The 21,968-nt window shown below is 53.6% G+C and carries 17 protein-coding genes; 16 read left to right on the top strand and 1 reads right to left on the bottom strand.

The features are described 5' to 3' along the window. Positions 1-17: 17 nt before the first annotated feature. Positions 18-614 carry a TetR/AcrR family transcriptional regulator gene (locus tag ACFOLF_RS15965; RefSeq protein ID WP_210044968.1) on the bottom strand — a complete coding sequence of 199 codons (597 nt, stop codon included), beginning with the start codon at positions 612-614 and terminating at the stop codon, positions 18-20. Between the two features lie 786 nt (positions 615-1,400). Between ACFOLF_RS15965 and ACFOLF_RS15960 the strand changes: the two genes are divergently transcribed. The 16 genes from ACFOLF_RS15960 (at position 1,401) to pepV (ending at position 21,889) form a co-directional block, all read left to right on the top strand. Further along, entirely contained in the window at positions 1,401-3,212 is a 1,812-nt protein-coding gene (locus tag ACFOLF_RS15960; protein ID WP_210044967.1) for a sensor histidine kinase, read from the top strand. After that, entirely contained in the window at positions 3,205-4,830 is a 1,626-nt protein-coding gene (locus ACFOLF_RS15955) for a response regulator (protein ID WP_210044966.1), read from the top strand. Before ACFOLF_RS15960 ends, ACFOLF_RS15955 begins: the two co-directional genes overlap by 8 nt. A gap of 163 nt (positions 4,831-4,993) precedes the next feature. Then, positions 4,994-6,340, top strand: coding sequence for an ABC transporter substrate-binding protein (locus tag ACFOLF_RS15950; protein WP_210044965.1), 1,347 nt, complete (start codon positions 4,994-4,996; stop codon positions 6,338-6,340). 35 nt (positions 6,341-6,375) lie between these two features. Continuing rightward, complete coding sequence (locus ACFOLF_RS15945; RefSeq protein WP_210044964.1) at positions 6,376-7,257, top strand: carbohydrate ABC transporter permease; 882 nt, start codon at positions 6,376-6,378, stop codon at positions 7,255-7,257. A 29-nt stretch (positions 7,258-7,286) separates the two neighbouring features. Then, complete coding sequence (locus ACFOLF_RS15940; protein ID WP_210044963.1) at positions 7,287-8,123, top strand: carbohydrate ABC transporter permease; 837 nt, start codon at positions 7,287-7,289, stop codon at positions 8,121-8,123. A 75-nt stretch (positions 8,124-8,198) separates the two neighbouring features. Further along, entirely contained in the window at positions 8,199-9,302 is a 1,104-nt protein-coding gene (locus ACFOLF_RS15935; protein ID WP_210044962.1) for a Gfo/Idh/MocA family protein, read from the top strand. 109 nt (positions 9,303-9,411) lie between these two features. Next, positions 9,412-10,254, top strand: coding sequence for a phytanoyl-CoA dioxygenase family protein (locus ACFOLF_RS15930; protein ID WP_210044961.1), 843 nt, complete (start codon positions 9,412-9,414; stop codon positions 10,252-10,254). A gap of 573 nt (positions 10,255-10,827) precedes the next feature. Next, positions 10,828-12,186, top strand: a complete 1,359-nt coding sequence (locus ACFOLF_RS15925; protein ID WP_210044960.1) for an MATE family efflux transporter — start codon at positions 10,828-10,830, stop codon at positions 12,184-12,186. Between the two features lie 373 nt (positions 12,187-12,559). After that, complete coding sequence (locus ACFOLF_RS15920) at positions 12,560-13,729, top strand: ROK family transcriptional regulator (RefSeq protein WP_379113758.1); 1,170 nt, start codon at positions 12,560-12,562, stop codon at positions 13,727-13,729. A 16-nt stretch (positions 13,730-13,745) separates the two neighbouring features. Beyond that, positions 13,746-14,744 carry an asparaginase gene (locus ACFOLF_RS15915; RefSeq protein WP_210044959.1) on the top strand — a complete coding sequence of 333 codons (999 nt, stop codon included), beginning with the start codon at positions 13,746-13,748 and terminating at the stop codon, positions 14,742-14,744. 23 nt (positions 14,745-14,767) lie between these two features. Further along, positions 14,768-16,426: a peptide ABC transporter substrate-binding protein gene (locus ACFOLF_RS15910; RefSeq protein WP_210044958.1), complete on the top strand. Its 1,659-nt coding sequence runs from the start codon at positions 14,768-14,770 to the stop codon at positions 16,424-16,426. A 75-nt stretch (positions 16,427-16,501) separates the two neighbouring features. Beyond that, entirely contained in the window at positions 16,502-17,437 is a 936-nt protein-coding gene (locus tag ACFOLF_RS15905) for an ABC transporter permease (protein WP_210044957.1), read from the top strand. A gap of 7 nt (positions 17,438-17,444) precedes the next feature. Further along, complete coding sequence (locus tag ACFOLF_RS15900; RefSeq protein ID WP_210044956.1) at positions 17,445-18,362, top strand: ABC transporter permease; 918 nt, start codon at positions 17,445-17,447, stop codon at positions 18,360-18,362. A 20-nt stretch (positions 18,363-18,382) separates the two neighbouring features. Further along, positions 18,383-19,393 carry an ABC transporter ATP-binding protein gene (locus ACFOLF_RS15895; RefSeq protein WP_210044955.1) on the top strand — a complete coding sequence of 337 codons (1,011 nt, stop codon included), beginning with the start codon at positions 18,383-18,385 and terminating at the stop codon, positions 19,391-19,393. After that, complete coding sequence (locus tag ACFOLF_RS15890) at positions 19,393-20,418, top strand: ABC transporter ATP-binding protein (protein WP_210044954.1); 1,026 nt, start codon at positions 19,393-19,395, stop codon at positions 20,416-20,418. The genes ACFOLF_RS15895 and ACFOLF_RS15890 overlap by 1 nt, the downstream gene beginning before the upstream one ends. Continuing rightward, positions 20,408-21,889, top strand: a complete 1,482-nt coding sequence (pepV, locus tag ACFOLF_RS15885) for a dipeptidase PepV (protein ID WP_210044953.1) — start codon at positions 20,408-20,410, stop codon at positions 21,887-21,889. The genes ACFOLF_RS15890 and pepV overlap by 11 nt, the downstream gene beginning before the upstream one ends. The last annotated feature ends 79 nt before the right edge of the window (positions 21,890-21,968 follow it).

Raw genomic sequence — 21,968 nt, 5'->3', positions numbered from 1 at the left:
CCTTGAACTTATGTATTCTACTGCATGAGCTTGGTCAACCCTTGAACGAGAACCTGGGGATTAGCGCCTCCGAACAATGTGGAAAAAATCGTATAACCTTCGTTAAAAGCGATAATTTGCATGGCGATCGGACCGGGATCTTTGTCTTTTGATATCCAGCCCTGCTCCTGCAAGGATAGGACTAGACTTTCGATACCGGCTATCCATTGACGATATTTCTCCTTGAGCACTCTTTGAATCTCCGCATCTTGTTTCGTTTGCTGGTAGAAATCGACAAGAACCACGATCCAATTGTCTATGCCCATCAGCAATTGGCCAAGCCTCTTCAGCGTATGTTCAATCACTTGCTCCAGCGTTGTGTCCGCCGGGCTGAAATCTGCCGCGATGTTCCACCAACCTTCTGTCAATTCAGTTTGATAATCCAGCACATGAAAAAACAACTCTTCTTTACTTTGGAAATGACCGTAAAACGCGCCCTTCGTATGGCCGGTTCGCGCCACGATATCTCCAAGCGTTGTAGCCGCGTATCCTTTTTCCGCGAAGCAATGCCACCCTGCTTCGATCAGCATTCGATACGTCGCTTCTCTTTTCAATCGAAACTTATTTTTCTTCAAGACATTCCCTCCTCGTAATTGCAAGTTGTTCTCATATAGTTAAATACATTACGTATAGTATATAAATTAATAGACATAGAAACTTGTTGAAACCTTTCATAATGTAATATTTTCCAATCTAGTATGCATGACTTCGCGAGTCCCCGTCAAGATATTTAGATGAATCAAGCTCATAAAATCGTTTTTTTCAGTGTTCGTCGATCGAACGAATGATAAAGTTGCTTCTTCGGCTCTTCTTCCATGAACACGTCGCTCGAGCTCCTTCAAGCGGAAGTTCCCACAGGCCACTTTTGGCAGCCAAATTCCGCAATTCGGAGCAGGTCATACTTGAAAATGATAAACACGAATGAATTTCTAAGTATGGAGGAGTGAGCAGGTTTGAAAGATTAGATCTCAAATATTAGCCTGCATAGTAAGGAAAAAGTGTTGAGCGCCGATATATAACCTGCCGGGCAGCAAGTGTGAAGAAACCTGCTGTGCCGTCAAAAGGACGGTGGCGTTTTTGGAAGAAACTAACTTGGCGCCCAAATGGCGGCCAAGCCGTTTCTTCTAATGCCCTTAAATAACATATCAAGCAAATGCTGCTCGTATGATCGGGTGAAAGGGCCACGGGTGTACGGCCCTTTACTCGAATTTAACGTGGTTAAAGAAGGAAATCACGGGAGGAGACCCGAAGTACTAGCGGATCTTCCATGGAAATATTGGGCGATTGCATTCCAGAACTGCAAGCGCTATCATTTTTGTGTATGATCCATCATCCCCGAAATATTGCTAGGAGGCAGAACAATGATGAGGTTATGGTCGCTGCTGGCGATGCCGTTTCGCGGGTTGCTGATCCGCAACAAAATTATCGCGGTCTATATTCCGCTGATCATTGTTCCGCTGTTTGCGCTGGGGTACTTCACCAGCCATTTGTTTACCGGCTCCCTGATCGACAAGACGAAGCAGAATGTACGGGATGAATCCGCACTGATTCTGATCCGCATCGATTCGATGATCCACAATTCGGAGAGCAGCGCCAACATTATGATGGAGGATTTCAATCATATCTATGAGAACTACTCCGCCGCCGCAACTCCATTTGAGGAAAATCAGCTGCGTATTCAAATCCAGTCGCAGTTCGGCGTTGATTTGCTCAATTTTCCGGATATCGATTCGGCCGCCTTCATCGATACGCATGGCCGGCTTTACACCTCATATTTCCCGTCCAGGGAGAAGGACAAGGAGGTATTCACGAGCGGCCTGCTCGACAAGATTGACGATCTGCCGGGTTATGGCACCAACAACTGGTTTCCCATGCAGCTCCGGGACTATCTGGTTACCGACCCGGACGTCCCGGTGCTCTCGATTGGCAAGCAGATTATCGATCTGAAATACGGCCGTTCGATCGGCATTCTGATCGTGAACATCAAGGAAAGCGCCATTTCCAACGTATATGCCGATATGGGCGAGAGCGCAAACGAGCGCTATATGATTATTGACACTCAAGGTACGGTCATTTCCTCGTCCGACAAGTCGGAGCTGTTGAAGCCGATGCAGGATGAACGCCTGCGCAAGCTTGTTCTGTCCAGGGATTCGTTCTCGGAGACGCTCCGCACACAGACAGGGAAGAATCTCGTGACGACTACGGATTACGGAAAAATGGGCTGGAAGCTCATCAATATTGTGCCGCAGAAGGCGATTACGGCGGACATCCGCAAAAATAGCCGGATGACGGTTCTTATCGGCGCGGTATGTCTGGTCTTCGCCCTGCTGGGAGCGGGCATTCTCTCGCGGATGATTGTCCAACCGCTGCAGAAGCTGGCGAAGGCGATGCGCCGGGTAAGGGAAGCCGAGCTGAACGTCTCGGCACGGATCGATACGGCGGATGAGATCGGCCTGCTGGCGTCGGTCTTCAACTCCATGATCGCCCGTATGAAGGAACTGCTCCAGCGGGTGGAGGAGGAGCAGCGGAGAAAGAAGGAATATGAGCTGGCGCTTATCCACGCCCAGATCAAGCCTCATTTTCTGTACAATACGCTGGATCTGATCTATCTGCTGAATGACCTGGGGCGCAGCCGCGAGGCGCGCGACACGACCAAATCGCTGGCGGACTTCTACCGCGTCGCGCTCAGCAAAGGCAGCGAGATGATCACGGTCGGCGAGGAGATCAGGAACGCCAGAGATTATCTGTCCATTCAACATGCCCGTTATCCCGATGTGTTCGACTTTGATATCGACCTGCCTCCGGATATGCTGGGGACGATGATTCCGAAGCTGTCGATTCAGCCTCTAGTGGAGAATGCGATCTATCACGGTCTCAAGCTGAAGGGAAGTCCGGGGCATCTGCGGATCGGAGGATTCCGCGACGGGCAATCGGCGGTAATCGTCGTCAGCGATAACGGCGTCGGCATGCCGGAGAGCAGGCTGGGCGAGATCTGGAACCGATCCACCGGAGACGACAAGCCGGTCTCGTTCGGCATATTCAGCGTGCATGAGCGGATCCGTCTTTATTTTGGCGAGGAATATGGGGTATCTATCGAGAGCCGGGAGCATCTGGGCACCGAGGTCAGAATCCGGATACCTATGGAGAGAAACCGGAGGGATTGGATTGTATAAGGTCATAATTGTCGATGATGAGCCGCTGTTTCGGGAATATTTGCAGAAGAAATTCAATTGGACGGCACTTGGCATGACCGTCGTCTGCGAGGCCAGACACGGCATTGAGGCGCTGGAGCTGGCGGCGGAGCACCGGCCGGATATTGCGCTGGTCGATATTAATATGCCCTTCATGGATGGGCTGGCTCTGTCCGAACAGCTCAAGCTGCGTTATCCGGATATATCCATTGTGCTGGTGACCGGACACAATGAATTCGAATATGCCCGCCAAGCGATCCGGATGGGGGTCAGAGACTATCTGCTCAAGCCCTTCGACGAGGAGGAGTTCGTGGTAACGCTGGGCAAGGTGAAGAGCTTCATGGAGGCGGCGCGCGAGGAGAAGGTCAGTTCGCAGGACCAGTCCGCCCTGCTGCGCGAGAGCTTCCTGCTCAAGCTGATCAGCCGGGACAGCGACATGAAGCGGGAGGAAATCGAGACCGCAATGGCGCGGTTGCGGGTATCTCTGCCTCCGGGGCGCTGCCTTGTTGCCGTGACCGAGATTGACCGGTGGCGCGCGCCTCAGGCCGGGATGACGGCGGCGGGTCCACACGGACCGGACAATCCGGAGGACCAGTCCTTGTGGAGGCATACGGTGGACAATATGCTCCGGGAGCTGGTTGCGGCTTGCGGCGAGCATTATCTGTTCCACGATGCCGAGGGCCGCAGCGTCTCGATCATCGTCTTCGACGACGACGCGGAAGGCAGAGCCTTCGACGGACAGCCCTTCGAGAGGCTTGGGCAGATGGTCGAGCGTCATTTCAAATTTACGGTTACGGTTGGTCTGGGTCGGTTAACCGACGATTACATGGAGCTGCGCCAGTCTTACCGCGATGCTCTCCTTGCTATTCGCAGCAAGCTGACAGCGGGCCAGGGCGGTGTCATCTGGCATGAGCGGCTGGGCGGCGATCCGGGACGGTTCGAATTCTTCTCCGTGGAGCTGCAGGAGAAGCTGATCTATCATCTGCGGATGAAGGACCGGGCGGGGGTCGAGGAGGGTCTTGACCAGGCGTTCGCCGATTTGGGCAGAGCCCGGGTGACGGTGGATAACGCGCTTACCGGACTGATGGGGCTGGTGTCGCTGATCCTCTCGTTCGCCATCGAATCCGGTCAGGAAATCGATGAACTGCTTGGGCCCGGCTTCGCGCCTTATCGGGAGCTGCGGCGCATGGCGACGATCGGGCAGTGCCGGGAGTGGATGACGGAGCTGTACCGCTGTGTCATGGAGTCGAGCTTCGGCCAACGGTCTTCAAAGTCGCATAAGCTTTACGAGGCGGCGAAACGGCTCATTCATGAGCGGTTTGCCGACTCCGAGCTGTCCATTGACGCGGTCGCCGGAGCGCTGTATATCGATTCCAGCTATTTGCGGAAAGTATTCAAACGGGAAGGGGGCATGTCGGTGTCCGACTACCTGACCTATGTCCGCATGCAGAAGGCAAAGGAGCTGATCGGCGTTGGAGAGCTGAAGCTCACGGTCATTGCCGAGCAGGTCGGATACAGCGAAGCCGGCTATTTCAGCAAATGGTTCAAGAAGCATTTCGGTGTGACGCCTTCCGAGTACGAGAACAGGAAACGGCGGTGACCACTGGCAGCGGGTGAGTTGGCCCGTTTTGTACAGATTCGGCCCGATTATTCCGTGTTCTCCCTGAGGTCCAGATTCTATAATGGGAAAAAGCCGATGAAACCGCTTGCATGATTGGAATACTCCTGGCTTTTACAATTCAAACGGAAGAAGGGGAAACGATATGAGAAACAAACGTTTCAAAGCATTAGCAATAGCAGCCATGCTGCTGCTCGCTTTCTCTCTATCCGCCTGCGGCAGCGGCGGCGAGAAGGCGGCGGAGAACACGAATACGCCCCCACCGGACAATGCGGCGGCACCGGCCGACCCGGCTGCTCCTGCGGCGGATGAACCAGTCAAGCTGAGAATCTATGCTGCGTACTTCGATGACGACACCAAGAAGCCTTACGATTACGCGGTAGCGGAACTGAAGAAAGAGATGCCGAATGTCGAGCTGGTACTGGACCCGGCCATGCAGGATGATGGACAAAAGCTGCGGACCTACGCGGCCTCGGGCAATATGCCGGATATTTTCCAAGCCGATTTCAAGACAATGAAAGCGTTCGCAGAGTCAAAAAATATCGAGATGCTCGACAACGCTGCACCGACTGCGCAGTTCAAGAGCGACCTGAATCCGGGCAATGAGCCGATTATGATAGCCCCGGACGGACATATCTACTCCTATCCGTTTGCCGGCATCGAATTCCAATTGCTTTATTACAACAAGAAGCTGTTCGCCGAAGCGGGCGTAGAAGCTCCAATCAAGACTTACGATCAGTGGAAAGACGCCATTCAAAAATTCAAGGCGAAGGGCATCGTGCCAATGGCCATTTTCTCCAAAGAGAAATGGATCGGCAATTCCTTCTACAAGGGTCTTCTGACAAGGGAAGAGCCGCAGGGCTACGCCGCACTCACCGGGACAGAGCTGCCGGATTCCTTTAAGCTTGCGGCGCAGCAGTTCAACGAGCTGAAGGAAGCCGGACTGTTCGATGCGAATGCTACGAACACGAACTATGACCAGGCATCCTCGATGTTCTATACCGGCAAGGCTGCAATGTTCGTTAATGGTCAATGGGAAATCTACAGCTCTGACAAAAACCTCGGCGCAGACGTGGACTGGATGTACTGGCCGGCCAAGGATGAGGCAACCTACGCCGCCGCCAAATTCAATATGGACGGTTCAGGTGAGCCAGGCGGATTCTCCATCGCGCCGACGAGCAAGAATAAGGATACCGCAATTGAGGTTGCCGCGTTCCTGGCCCGCAAATACGCGGAATACAAGTATACGCAGCTTGGCAATCCGATCGTCTCGGTGAAGATCGACAAACCGATCGTCGCCAAGCCCCCTGCCATGATGCAGCGTCTGATCGACGAAACGCTGCCGAATATCAAGAACTTCGCGAAGCTGAATGAGAATATCAAGATCAATACGGCTATCGACGATAATACACAGAATTTGATCGTCAAAGGCTTCAGCGACCAGGATTTCACGAAAAACTTGAACCGGGTACTGGCTGACGCCAATAAATAACGGGGGAACTAACCAATAGATTGGAATGAGCAACGATGAGAAACTATTTTGGTAACAAATGGGCGATTGCCGCATTTGCCCTGCCGGCGCTGCTGCTCTATTCGCTGGTCGTCTCCTATCCGGTGGCGCAAACCCTGTACCGGAGCTTCTACGACTGGGACGGGATCGGAGAGGGAACCTTCAACGGATTGAGCAACTACGTCGAGCTGTTCAACGATCCTTTGCTTGTCACCTCGCTCCGGAACGGCGGATTGTTCGCCTTGGTGCTGGTTGTCTTTCAGATCGGGCTGGGCACTATCCTGGCCCTGGTCTGCTCCGATATCAAAGTCAAGGGACGGAAGGTGCTGAAGGTCGGCTACTTCATTCCGGTTGTGCTGTCCGTCACAGTGGTCTGCCAGCTGTGGATCGCTATTTATGATCCCACCAACGGATTGGTCAACCGATTGTTCGATATCCTGGGGATTTCGTACCGTCAAAACTGGCTCACCTCGCCATCCGTCTCGATAATCGCGATTGCCTTCGTCAACGCATGGCAGTTCATGGGCTATCAATTCAGCCTGCTCTATGCGGGAATCAAGTCGATTCCGGAGCAGTATATGGAGGCTGCGATTATCGACGGCTGTACGAAATGGCAGGCGCACCGCAAAATCACGATTCCGCTGATGGCGGAAACGTTCAAATTTTGTCTGATCGTTGCCATTACGGGAGGGATCGGAGCATTCGTCCAGATGCTTATCATGACAAGCGGAGGGCCGGGAACAACCAACTACACGCTGACGTACATGATTTACCGCTACGCCTTCAGCGAATTCGATTATGGCTATGCCTGTGCGGTATCTGTATTTCTGGTTGCGATCAGCCTGCTTGCCACCGTCATCATCAACCGGCTATTCCAACAAGAACGAATAACCCACTAATTCGGGAGAAGGGGGCTGACGGCAATCTCATGCTTACCAGAATCAGGACCGGACAAACGCTGCTGCAGAGTCTGCTGTGGATTTATTTTCTGATTTCCGTCTATCCGCTCTTTTGGATGGTTTCGTATTCGCTTAAAAATAACGATGAAATCTTTGTTACGAACCCGTTCGGCATACCGCTTCATCTTCATCTGGAGAACTATGTTAATGCGTGGACGCAGTTTAATGTGCCCCGCTACTTTCTGAACAGTCTGGTCGTCTCGACGGTGAGCACCGCCGGCATTCTGATCCTGTCGGTGATGTTCTCCTATGCGGTGGCCAGGATGGAGTGGAGGCTGCGGGAGAGCGCGCGCATCTATATGCTGATCGGGATGTTCATCCCGCTGCAGGTCATTATGATTCCGCTGGCCATTCTGGTGAAGAATTTTCACCTGGCGAACACGTACGGCGCTCTGATCGTGCCGTATATCGCCTTCGGTCTGCCGTTCTCGTCGCTTATCTTCTACGGCTTCATGCGGAGTATTCCGGTGGAGCTGGAGGAATCGGCGTGTATGGATGGAGCGAGCATTTACAGAACGTTTTTCCGTATTATCGTACCGATCGTAAAGCCGGCAGTCGCGACCATCGCCATCTTTCAATTTCTGGGGGCGTGGAATGAATTCTTGCTGGCGTATATATTGATTTCCGACGAAGCGATGAAGACGCTGCCGCTAGGGCTGCTTTTCTTCCAGGGTCAGTACAGCACCGACTGGGGCGGAATGGGCGCCGTCATGACGATTGCGAGTCTGCCGATGGTTATTGTCTTCCTGTTCTTCAGCGATCAGGTAGAACGGGCGCTGACAGTCGGTTCCGCTGTCAAAGGATAGGATTTGTACCCGGATGAACCTTGTTTGTGACAGTAGAGAAGAATCGAGAAGAATCGAGAAGGATGTGACGAAAGGATGAGTAGACCACTCGGTATCGGCGTTGTCGGTGCGGGAGCCATTGCGACAAGAATAATGGCGCACCTCGGCCTGCCGGATGCGGCGGAGAAAGTCAGGCTTGCCGCCGTATGCGACCCTGTTCCGGGAAGAGCGGCTGCGGCTGCGGCCAAATTCGGGGTAGCTGCAGGATATGAGAGCTATGAGGAATTGCTGCGGGACCCGGATGTGGATCTGGTAACGATCTGCAGCCCGATCGGCCTTCATTACGAGCAGGGCGTTCAGGCGATCGAGGCAGGCAAGCATGTTCATTTCAATAAAACGATGACGACGACGGTAGCGGAGGCGGACGATCTGATCCGCCGGGCGGCCTCCGGGAATGTGCGGATCGTGGCCTCGCCGGGGATGATGATCAATCCGGCGGCCAGACGCAAGCGCAAGCTCTATCTGGAGGGGGCGCTTGGACAGCTGTCCTGGGCGATTACGGGCACCGCGATGGGAGACGGCTCCTATCATCTGAGCGAAGAGGTCCGCACAGGCGACGACGTGCTCAGCAATGTGAATCCCGGCTGGTATTTCCGCAAGCCGGGCGGCGGACCGATGTATGACGCCACGGTCTATCCCTTGCATGATCTGACGGGGATTGTCGGACCGGCCAAGCGCGTCACCGCCCTGTCGGGTATCGGCATACCGGAGCATTTGTTCGGCGGGGAGCGGATCCTGACGGAGATGGATGACTCTACGATCCTGCTGATTGATTTCGGCCATGCATTCCACGCCGTTGTGTACGCGACGATTGCCGGCTCCGTCACGGAGTGGACTCCCAATATTTATGGAACCAAGGGGGCGATCATCGGCTCCAAATTCGGCGATACGGATCTGAAGCGCGAGGACGATCGCCTGCCGCATGTATCCAACGCGCATAACGGTCTGCGCGAAGCGCATGTCTATGAGGATATTATGCAGCTAGTTGACTGGATACAGGAGGACGTGCCTTCCGTGGCTTCCGCCGAGCATGCGCGGCATGTAATCGATATTATCGAATCAGGCTACAGGGCGGCGCAGACCGGGCAGACCCAGGTGCTGACCACGACCTTTGAGCCGCTGCCTTTGTCGGATCTGTAGGATTTGCAGGTACACCGGGCCAACTTTTGTTAACGGCCAGGAAAGCTTATCACGCGGGTCGGAATCCTCCTTACAAACCTCATTTCATTCAAAGGGTGGTAATGAAACGATGAAAATCAGCCAAGCCGAGATTGACAGCGGCCGCCTCTTGCCGGAAACGGTGGAGCTTGCCGTCAATCTGATTGAAGTCAACGGATATGTCATTTTCGAACGGGTAATGCACGCCGAGAAGGTGGAGAAGCTGTATACCCGCTACATGGAGATTCTGGAGCCCTATCTGGAGGAGCATGGCGAGGAAGTCTACAATCCTAACAACGGCTTCAATGACGGAACGAACCATATCCGCTTGTATTTGCCCTTCGAGCAGCCCTTCATCGACGAATCCATCATCGCGCATCCGTTCGTTACGGCAGTGCTGGACCGCCTGCTGGGAGAGGACTGCATTCTGCATTATCTGGCGACCAACACGTCGCTGCCGGGCGGACGCAACAGTCAGCCGGTGCATGCCGACACAAGCGCGCATTTCGGCGACCGCTGCGGGGTGAACCTGCCGATCTCCAATCTGGTCGTCAATTTCCCGCTTGTCGATACGGACGAAACGAACGGACCCATGGAAATCTGGCCCGGCGGCACTCATCTTCATCCGGATTTCCGCTACAGCCGCAGCGCCTACAGCAAAGAGAAGCTGGCCGAGCATATGCATTTCATCAAGGCGCTTATGCCTGCCGGCTCGATCATGATACGCGACGACCGGATGTGGCATCGCGGTACGCCGAACCGCTCGGACCGGCCGCGGCCGAATATCGCGATGATCTATGCGCCTGCGCCGAACGGGAAGCACAGCGGAACGATCCAGATTCCGTCAGACACCTATGAGAATCTCCCGGAACGCGCCCGCAAGCTTCTGCGGTTTGAGAAGATCGGCTTCCCGGTCATTGAGCCGTTCCATTAGGCGCCGGCGGGATTACATTTGCAAAACTATAGTAAGAGGCTGCCTTAAGCGGGAAAATTCCTGCTTCATGGGCGGCCTCTTTTTCCTATGAGCCTGCATGACTGGAAAAGATACGCGAACATGTTCGATTAATCCAGCTTGCCGAAGATCCTGGTGATCTTGGCGACCGCATAATCCAGATCCATCAGATCCTCCTCGTCAAGTCCGCTGATCCGCTCGCTTCACTCGCGATGGACATTCAGCCAGTGCTCTTCCGCAATAGCAGCTGCTTTGGAATCGTTAATGTGGATAATGAAGTTTATCTGGAATACGCGAAATATCTGAAGGAAGAGAACAATCTCCGGCTCGATGAATGTTTAGGCAGGTTAAGCAAGCAAGCGTGCCTGTCCATCATTTCCTCCGGATGCAATGCGGCAAGATCGGGCTCCATCATAGCTGCGCATTCCCTCCCTTTATGTGCTGATGACTTTGCCCATTATTATACACAAATTCTCATCACTATTTCAGCCGGAATTGTGATACGATAGCGATTGCTGAAATGAATGACTCCTTAGGAAAGAACCAGGTGATGATATGGAATCCGGTATGAAGCTGTTCAAGCTGACATGGCCGATATTTTTGGAATTATTTTTGTTTATGCTGATGGGTACGGCCGATACGTTAATGCTGAGCGGCGTCTCCGACGATGCGGTGTCGGCGGTCGGGGTTGTGAACCAATATATGTTTATCTGCATTCTGATCATGGAAGTGATCGGCAACGGAGCTTCCATTGTTGTGGCTCAATATATCGGTGCGCGCAGAATGGCGGAGGCTTCCAAAATCGCGGGACTGTCCATTACGCTGAATCTGTTAGTGGGGCTTGCGGTCAGTTCTTGCCTGTTTTTGTTTGGTCCGATGATATTGGGTGAGATGAATTTGCACGGGCAGGTGCTTGTCCATGCCAAGACCTATATGAGCATTGTCGGCGGATTTCTTTTTGTGCAGGCGCTCATTAACGCGTTCTCCAGTGTGATCCGGACGTATGGATTCACCAAGGAATCCATGATGGTCTCACTCGGCATGAATGTTCTGCATATCGTATTCAATTATGCGCTCATATTCGGACACTTTGGTTTTCCGGAGATGGGTGTCGCTGGCGCAGCGGTATCCACGGTGGCCAGCCGTGCATTCGCGCTCGTTGTGTTTATCTGGATGCTGTACCGGGTGATGGAGGTCAGAATCGCTTTTCGCTACTATCTGACGTTCTCCAGGGAATATATCCGCAAAATGCTCAAGGTGGGCATTCCGGCGGCGGTGGAGCAGATTACCTACCACTGCTGCCAGATGGTATTTCTCTATTATGTTACCTTCCTGGGCTCTAACGCTTTGGCCTCCAGGCAGTATGCGATGTCGATTTCGCAGTATGTGTTCCTGTTCAGTATTGCGATCGGGATGGGCACCTCCATCGTAGTCGGCCGTCTTATCGGAGCCAGACGGCAGGAGGATGCGTACCGTAGAGTTCTTAGCAGCCTGAAATGGAGTGTGGCGATTACGCTGCTGGTGGATGTGGTCGTCATTATTTTCCGCGTTCCCATCGTGGGAATGTTTACCGATAACCATCAAATTATCCTGCTGGCTTCGCAGGTCATCATCTTCAGCATGGTGCTGGAAAGCGGGCGGTCCTTTAACCTGGTTCTCGTCAACTCGCTGCGGGCTGCGGGCGATGCCAAATTCACCGTATATATGGGTTTCCTGTCCATGGTCTGCATGAGCCTGCCGCTTGGCTATCTGCTGGTGTTCAAGCTGGATATGGGCCTGCCAGGCGTATGGCTGGCCATTGCGGCTGATGAATGGATCCGCGGCATCATTATGTGGTTCAGATGGAGAAGCAGAGCCTGGGAGAAACAGGCGCTGGTGGAGCCGGCGGAACAGCCGGCGGCGCTTCAGTCGTAGTCCAGCCCGTGGTCTGGAACACGCGGCAATCGTAATCGGCGGAGGAACCGGCAGCCTGTGAGGCGGCCGGTTTTTGCTTTTTCATACGATTATCGTTCGATGCGGTTAGACGTTCCTGAGAGAAAGTGTCATATAAACTAACGCTAAATTAAAAAATATATAACATGAATATTACATATGGAAGAAAAGGAATTGACGAATGGAAATAGGGCTGTTACTATTGCATTATTAACATGATGTTATTAATTATTAGCAAACATGCTCTGTGATTGTCCAACAGGGGGGGCAAAAAATCGGTTTATTGTGGAAATATATTTTTTTTCGGCCTAATTAATAACACGGTGTTATTAAATGGATGGAGGTTGTTTTGGGAGTGGATATAAAGCAAATGGTGAAGCAGGACCAAGAGGTAATCAAGCTGCATAACAAGCAATTGGTACTCGAGGTCATCCGCAAACACCGGCCTATCTCCCGCGCAGAGATATCCAAGGCAACAAAAATGAGCGCCACTTCGATCGGTCGCATCGTGAACGAGCTGAGCGGGGAAGGTCTGGTTAAAGAGACGTCACTCACCTCTACCGGCGTAGGGCGCAAAGCGATCAAGCTGGACATTGAACCGGGCGGAAGATATTCCATTGGTGTGGATATCCAGAAAAAGCGCATCCTGATCGGCGTTATGGACTTCAGCGAGAAGCTCGTATTGAAGGAGCAGGTCGTCCATACCGCCGAGGAGGCTGCGCCTGAAGCAACGGCTGCGCTTATCGCACAGACCGTCCGGCAGTGTCTGGAGGATCGGGGAATAGAGCGCTCCAAGGTTGCCGGCATCGGGGTCGGGACGCCCGGGGTGATCGATCATGCCGGAGGCATTGTCCTGCTGTCCGCGACATTGGGATGGAGGAACATTCCCTTGTCGGCGATGCTTTTTGAAGCAACCGGCTTCAATACCGTGATCGACAACGATTTGAAGGTGAAGATTCTGGGGGAGTACTTGTTCGGCTCAACCAAAGGCCTGGATAAGACCGTGCTGATTAATGTCGGTACCGGGATCGGGGCTTCCCTGATTATTAACGGAGAGATCTTCCGCGGGGGTTCCAACAGCGCCGGGGAGCTGGGCCATACAACCCTGGATCCGAACGGCAACTTGTGCTCATGCGGCAAAAGGGGCTGTCTGCAAACCTACATCGAGGAATCCGCTCTGCTCGCCGAAGCCCGCAGAATCAAGCCGATCGAGGATATTATGCAGCTGTTTGAAGCCGCGCGGGCCCAAGAGACGTGGGCAATGGAAATTATGCACCGCACATCGCTTTACATCGGGATCACGATCAATAATATTGTCTGCCTGTACAACCCCGACACGGTCATTATCAGCGGAGACCTGGTGGAGAATTACGGAGAAATTCTGGAGCTGATTCAGGAACAGTGCAGGACCGTGATTTGGGAGCAGTTCAGGGACTCGCTGAAGGTGATCGCTTCCGAGCTTGCGGGGCAGGCGATCGTGATGGGAGCCGGCGCACTCGCTTTACAGTTAGACAAACAACCTTAAAGAAAGTGTGAGAAAAATGAAATTGAGCGCTTTGGTCGAGCAGTACCGCGGCAGCGTACTGGAAAATGTTCATATGGGTGTTCTTTGCGGCGTGAATGAATTTGGTGAAGTCCTGTACGAGGTCGGCAATGCGGACCATCCGGCATTTCTCCGCTCTTCCGCCAAACCGTTCCAGGCCATTCCCGTTATGCAGGGCAAGGTTGTCGAGACATTCGGATTGGCCGGGGAAGAGGCGGCGCTCTTCGCAGCCTCGCAAAGAGGCGAGAAATACCAGATAAGCGCGCTGGAGTCCATTCTCCGGAAAACGGGCATATCGGAATCGCAATTGATTACCCACCCCACGATTCCCCTGAACGACGAGCCGAAGCTCGATTACCTGATGAAGGGGCTGCCTCCAAGGCGCATCTGCCACAATTGTTCCGGCAAACATTTGGGCATACTTGCCTTATGCAAAGTGATGGGATATCCGACCGAAAATTACGGAGACATCCAGCATCCCGTGCAGCAGCGCATTTTGAAGGTTTTGTCCGAATTATCGGGATGTCCGGTTGAAGATATTCATATCGCTGTCGACGGATGCGGCTTTCCCGTATTCGCCTTGCCTCTGAAATTCAGCGCAAGCGCCTATCTGAAGCTTGCCTGTCCGGATCTGATTGCCGATGAATCGGTCCGCGAGGCGGCTATTCAAATTACGGGTTATATGAACGCCCACCCGGATATGGTCGCAAGTCACGGTTTCATCTGTTCCGAATTGCTGCGGGATCCCAATATTGTAGCGAAAGGCGGAGCGAAGGGCTTCTATGCCTTCGGTCTCAAAAAAGAGCGGATCGCTTTCGCGCTCAAGGTCATTGACGGCTCGGAGAACCCTTGGCCGATCATCGTCGCTTCAATTCTGGAGCAAATCGGATACTCGAACAAAGAGACGATCCGCCGGATGTATAAACTAACCCCTTTAGAAATCCGCAATGATAACGGCATTATAGTAGGCGAGAATAAAGCGGCCTTCCGGCTGTAAAAAAACATCATGAGGTGAACGGGATGAAGAAGAACAAATGGTTAGCTTCGCTCAGCTTTATACTGATTCTTACTGTCGTTTTGACAGGCTGCAATTTCTCGGGAGGCAATACGAATTCGCCGTCCACAGGAACGGATACGAATGATACGAACGCTGCGCCGCCTGCCGCGGCTCAAACCTTGAATGTGTATGTCGAGAACGAAATGAAGGATTTGAACCAGCTGTCCGCTTCCGACGATATTTCCTGGACGATTCTGAACAATGTCGGAGAAGGCCTGTACCGTCTGGATAAAGATAATAATCCGGTAGAGGCGCTGGCTCAAGGAGTCAGCATCTCGGATGACAAGCTGACTTACACGTTCACGCTCCGGGACGGTCTCAAATGGAGCAACGGCACGCCGATTACGGCGGCTGACTTCAAATATGCATGGCTGGCTGAAATGAACGCCGAAACCTCCAAGAACGGTTATGCTTTTATCATGACTGATTACATCACCGGCGGCGAAGAATACGCAAGCGGCAAGGGCAGCGCCGATCAAGTGGGCATTCAGGCCAAAGATGACAAAACCCTGGTCGTTCAGCTGAAAAAACCGACTCCTTATTTCCTTCGCTTGACGACGATGTCGGTCTTCTTCCCGCTGAATGAAGAATTCGTGAAGTCCAAAGGAGCAGGCTACGGATTGGATCCGCAAAGCGTGCTGTATCAAGGACCGTTCGTTCTGACGAAATTCGATCCGGCTTCCGGAGCGACCCTTGAGAAAAACAAAGATTATTGGGATGCGGCAAATGTCCATCTGGATAGTGTAAATGTCCGCGTGATTAAAGAACAAAGCACGGCGCTGAACGCATACAAAGCCGGAGATCTGGACCGTGTCCTGCTCAGCGCTACCGATGTGGACAGCAATAAGGATAATGCGGAGTTCTCCCAATTGATTAATTTCCGGACGACCTATCTGCAGTTCAACCTGAAGGCGGACGGCGTTTCCAATGTGAATATCCGTAAAGCGCTGGAGCTTGCTTACGATACGAGCTCGCTGGCTGATAATGTCCTGAAGAACGGCGCTAAAGGCGCAGTCGGCATGGTTCCCGAGATGATGAGCGGCGATGGCGAGAAAACCTTCCGCGAGCTTCAAGGCGATCTGTTCAAGGTGGATGCCGCGCAAGCGAAAACCTACTGGGAGCAAGGCGTGAAGGAATTGGGTAAAACGCCGAAGCTTACGCTGCTCGTAGCGGATGATTCGGAGACCAGAGACGTCGCTACGTTCCTGCAAAGCGAATTCAAAACGAACCTCGGCATCGATGTTGCCATCGATACCAAAACCGTAAAAGCGCGCAACGAGCTGATGGATAACAGCAATTATCAATTCGGGATCACCGCCTGGGGCGCCGATTACGATGATGCTATGACTTACCTGGATCTGTGGAGCAATCATTCGCCGTACCGCGGCAACTACGAGAGCAAGCAGTATGACGAGTTGATTGCCTCCGCCAAAAGTGAAACGGATGATAAAAAACGTACCGATCTTCTGCTTCAAGCCGAGAAGCTGCTGGTTCAAACCGATGTGGTTACGGCTCCGATCTATCACAGAGGGGTAGCGCAGCTGATTAAACCCGATGTGGAAGGTTTGATTTACCACCCATATGCCAACCCGGTTGAATTCAAATATGTAACGAAAAAATAAGGATTGCGCAAAGGATTATGAGGGAAGGGGGGAGATTCTCTCCTTCCCCATTATTCGGTGCAAAGGGGTGAACAAATGAAGCGGTATCTCGTTGTCAGGATTATTTATTTGATTCTGACTTTATTTATCATTCTGACGGCTACATTCTTCCTCATGAAGCAGCTGCCGGGAACGCCGTTCGATGAGGAGAAGCTGGCCAAGCTTCCTGTCGAGCAGCGTGAGATCATTTATGAGCGGTATGGCCTGAATGATCCGGTCATGGTGCAGTATGTGAAATATGTGGGCAATGTCGCCAAAGGCGATCTGGGCACCTCTTTCTTCTATACGGGGCAGCCGGTCAAAGACATTATCTTCAACCGCATCGGCCCGTCCGCGTTAATTGGACTGCAGGCGATTGTACTGGGGCTTGCGCTGGGTCTGATACTCGGGATGATTGCAGCCTATCGCCATAATACGATATGGGATTACTTCACGACCGTTGTCGCTGTGCTTGGGGTATCGGTTCCCAACTTCGTGCTCGCTGCGCTGCTTCAATATTATGCGGGTCTCAAATGGGGGCTGTTTCCCGTCGCCTTCTGGGAAAGCTATTCAAGCTCCGTGCTTCCTTCGCTCGCCCTGTCCGTCGGGGTCATCGCGGTCATTGCCCGGTTCGTCCGGACAGAGATGATCGAGGTGCTGCAGCAGGATTATATTACGACAGCCCGGGCCAAAGGGCTTGGCCGGATGACGGTGCTGTTCCGCCACGCGATGCGCAATTCGCTCATTCCCGTCATTACCGTTCTGGGACCGATCGTCGTCGGTTTATTGACCGGCTCCCTTGTCATTGAGAACATCTTCGGAATTCCCGGCATCGGCAGCTTGTTCGTCGATTCCATCAAGATGAACGACTATTCGACGATTATGGGAATTACCATTTTTTATAGCGCCTTTTATGTACTTGTTATGCTGATTGTAGACGTGCTCTACAGTCTGATCGATCCGCGCATCCGTCTTGCGGGAGGAAAGGAGTGAGTGAAGCTTGCAGCACAATATAGACAGCTTGTTTGTTCCCGCCAAGGCGAAGGCGGAGGATCAGGAGAAGATTTCCCGCCCGCCTTTATCGGCCTTCCAGGACAGCTGGATACGCCTGAAGCAGAACAAAGCAGCCATGATCAGCCTGTTCATTCTTGCCATACTGGTCATTCTGGCGATTATTGGACCATGGTTGACCTCTTACAGCTATTTTGCGACGGACTACTCCGTTGCCTTCCAGAAGCCCAATGCCGAGCACTGGTTCGGAACGGATAAATTCGGCCGCGATCAATGGGCGAGAGTCTGGTACGGAACCCGGATATCGCTGCTTATCGCCGTACTCGCAGCCGCGCTGGATTTGATCGTAGGTGTGGCCTACGGCGCCATCTCCGCTATTGCCGGCGGCAAAGTAGACAACGTCATGCAGCGTATCGTTGAAATTCTTATTGGCGTCCCAAGCCTGATCATCATCATTTTGCTGCTCATGATCATGAAAGCGGATATATTTACCATTATGATTGCGATGTCCATTACAGGCTGGGTGAACATGGCCCGTCTGGTGCGCGCGCAGGTGCTGAAGCTGAAGTCGCAGGAATTCGTGCTGGCTGCAAGGACGCTCGGCACATCGGGGACGCGGATCGTGTTCAAGCACATGATTCCCAACACGATCGGGATCGTTGTCATCAATACGATGTTCACCATCCCGACCGCGATCTTCACGGAGGCGTTCCTGAGCTTCATTGGACTTGGGCTTCAGGCGCCGAAAGCATCGCTTGGCGTCCTCATTCAAGACGGCTTCCAAATGATTAACTCGCACTATTATTTGCTGATGATGCCTGTCGTTGTTATTGTGGCGTTGATGGTAACATTTAATATTCTCGGAGACGGCCTGCGCGATGCGCTTGATCCACGAATGAGAAAATAAAGGCGGAGAGGAGGAATACCATGGGTGCATTGCTGCAGGTTAAAGATTTGGAAGTCAGCTTCTATACCTATATCGGTGAAGTTCATGCGGTCAGGGGAGTCGACTTCTCTCTGGAGAAGGGTGAAACGCTGGCAATTGTCGGTGAGTCCGGCTCGGGCAAATCGGTGACCTCGAAAAGCATCATGGGGCTGCTGGCCCGCTCCGCCCGCATCAAGCAGGGGGAAATCCGGTTCGAAGACAAGGATTTGGCTTCCCTGCCGGAGAGACAAATGCAGGAGATCCGCGGTTCGGAGATCTCGATGATCTTCCAGGACCCGATGACCTCGCTCAATCCGACGCTAACCATCGGCAAACAGATCCTGGAAGTGATTCAGAAGCACCGGAAGCTCGGCAAGAGCGATGCGGTCCAAAGAGTCATGGAGCTGCTTGCCCTGGTCGGAATTCCGAATCCGGATAAGCGGATGAAGCAGTACCCGCATCAACTGTCCGGCGGGATGAGACAGCGCGTCGTGATCGCCATGGCGCTTGCCTGCGATCCGAAGGTGCTGATCGCAGATGAGCCGACCACGGCGCTTGACGTTACGATTCAGGCCCAGATTCTGGATTTGATGCGCAGGCTGCAGAGGGAAACAGGAACTTCGATCATTCTGATTACGCATGATCTGGGTGTCGTCGCGAATATGGCGGATCGGGTCGCGATCATGTATGGGGGAAAGATTGTCGAGACCGGAACGGTAGACGAAGTGTTCTACGAGTCCCGTCATCCTTATACATGGGGGCTTCTGGCATCCATGCCCAAGCTCCATGAGAAATCGGACGAGCTGATATCAATCCCGGGTACGCCTCCGGATATGATGCATCCGCCTGTGGGTTGCCCGTTCGCCGCGCGGTGCGCACATGCGATGGAGGTTTGCTTTGCCCATATGCCGGAGCAGACGGAGCATTCCCCCACGCACCGGGCGGCATGCTGGCTGCAGGACCCGCGAGCGCCGAAGGTTGCCCGTCCGGCAAGTGCAGGAGGTGAGCAATAATGCCGAAGGATAAAGAAGTTCTGGTTGAAGTGGATCATTTGAAAAAATATTTTCACGTGGGCGGCGGACAGACGCTGAAGGCGGTTGAAGACGTCACATTTGACATATACAAGGGGGAGACCCTAGGACTGGTCGGAGAATCAGGCTGCGGGAAGTCCACGCTTGGACGGACGCTGATCCGCCTGTATGAAGCGACGGGAGGCTCCGTCAAGTTCGCGGGGGAGCCGGTCCACGGCAAGAAATCGAAGGCTGAATTGAAGAAGCTGAGCCGCAGCGTCCAGATGATTTTCCAGGATCCCTATGCATCCCTGAATCCGAGGATGTCGGTAGAGGATCTGATAGCCGAAGGCATGGATGCGCACGGATTGGCGAAGAACCGCACGGAGCGTCATAATAGGGTCATCGAGCTGCTGGAGCTGGTCGGACTGAACAAGGATCATGCCAAACGCTTCCCGCACGAGTTCTCGGGCGGACAGCGGCAGCGGATCGGCATTGCCCGCGCGCTTGCGGTAGATCCGGAGTTTATTATAGCGGATGAGCCCATCTCGGCGCTGGATGTGTCCATCCAGGCGCAGGTCGTGAACCTGCTGCGCAAGCTGCAGCGCGAGCTGGGTCTGACTTATTTGTTCATCGCGCATGACCTGTCGATGGTCAAGCATATCAGCGATCGCATCGGCGTTATGTATCTGGGCAATATGGTGGAGCTGGCGGACAGCGATGAAATATTCGAAGAGCCGCTGCATCCTTATACACGGGCGCTATTGTCCGCGATTCCCGTGCCCGACCCTCATCTGGAACGAAGCCGTGAAGAGCGGGTTCTGCTGCAGGGTGATTTGCCAAGCCCCATCGATCCGCCGAGCGGGTGCCGGTTCCGCACGAGATGTCCGTTCGCTACGGAAGAGTGCGCGAAGACGGTGCCGCAGTGGCGGGAGGCGCGTCCGAACCATTGGGTAGCCTGCCATTTGTATGGAGATGGAGAGATGGCACAGAACCGCCTGAAGCAGGAGGCAAGCGATGAACAATAATTCCGGCATCGATTGGATGGATGAAGTGATGCGGAGCAAAGATCGGCTGCTGGCCGATCTTGTTGCTTTATTGCGCTACGAAAGTGTGAAGGATCCGGGTTCGAGCGCTGTGGGAAAGCCCATGGGGAAAGGGATTTCCGAGGCGCTGCAGTTTATGCTGGATTTATCCGCGGGGGAAGGATTCCACGCCCGCAATCTGGAAGGCTACGCCGGTTATGCGGAGTACGGGCCTTCCGCTCCCGGAGCTAAGGCTTATATTGCCGTGCTGAGCCATCTTGATGTTGTTCCGGCGACGGGTGCATGGACAACTCCTCCCTTCGAGCCGTCCATCCGGGACGGCCGGATTTTCGCCAGAGGCGCAATTGATGATAAGGGGCCGGCGATGGCCGCTTTCTACGCGCTTGTCATTGTAAAGCGCCTGGGATTGCCGCTGAAGCATAATGTCCGTCTGATTTTCGGAACGGACGAGGAGCATGCCAGCTCGTGCATGCAGCGTTATCGGGAGCTGGAACCGCCGCCGCTGTGCGGATTTACGCCGGACGCCGAATTCCCGATCGTCAATGCGGAGAAGGGGCAGATCAACACCAGGCTGATTTTGCAGAGATCGGAACGAACGCCGGGTGCAGGTGAGCATTCAGAGCCGGGTGCAGGGATGTTCGAGCTGGTACGTTTCGATGCGGGCGGCATCGCCAATATGGTGCCAGAAGCTGCCCAAGCCACCGTGCGGGGGCAGAGACAAGAATTGGCAACGATGGCGGCAGCTTATGAGGTTTACTGCTCCAATGAGGGGCTGACCGGCAGAACTGAAAGCAGCGGCGGGGAGATGGTTTTCTCGATGGCCGGGAAATCCGCTCACGGCATGGAGCCTCAGAAGGGCGTCAATGCGGGCCTTGAGCTGCTGCATTTTCTGCGCGGATACCGTTATCAGCCGGATGCGGAGTCGTTCGTCGCCTGTGTGGACGATTCGATGTACCACGACAGCTTCGGGCGTAAATTCGGAGTGGAGATGGAGGATGCAATCACGGGTTCTCTCACCATTAATACAGGCATTATGATATTTGATCCGGAGGGTGAATCCTTCTTCCATTTGAACCTGAGGTATCCCGCATGCGGGGAAGATGCCTGGATTCTTCGGCAAATCGCGGAAAAGGCAGGCCGCTACGGGTTTATTGTCGATCAGCCAATTCTGAAGAAACCGCATGCGGTACCGGCTGATCATCCCATGATCCCGATTTTGCAGCGAGTATATCAGGAAGCTTCCGGTCTGGAGCCGGAGCTGCTATCCACCGGGGGCGGAACCTATGGCTCCCAGATTCCGAACGGCGTCGCCTTCGGCCCGCTGTTTCCCGGAAGAGCCTACATGGCGCATCAGCCGGACGAGTATATGGAGATTGAGGATTTGCTGCGGGCGACAGCTATTTATGCCCGGGCGATTTATGAATTGGCCAATATGGACGAAATCGGCGGCTGAACGGGAATAAACGAACGCATCGGAGAAGCGCCGCGGCGCAGTCCGGTCAAGATCGGCAAGCGGAGATGCCTCGGCGCGT

It is taken from the genome of Paenibacillus sepulcri, assembly GCF_042647105.1.
GTDB lineage: Bacteria > Bacillota > Bacilli > Paenibacillales > Paenibacillaceae > Paenibacillus_Z > Paenibacillus_Z sepulcri.
The sequence above is the reverse complement of the archived record's forward strand: the minus strand, read 5'-3'. Positions and strand labels throughout refer to the sequence as shown.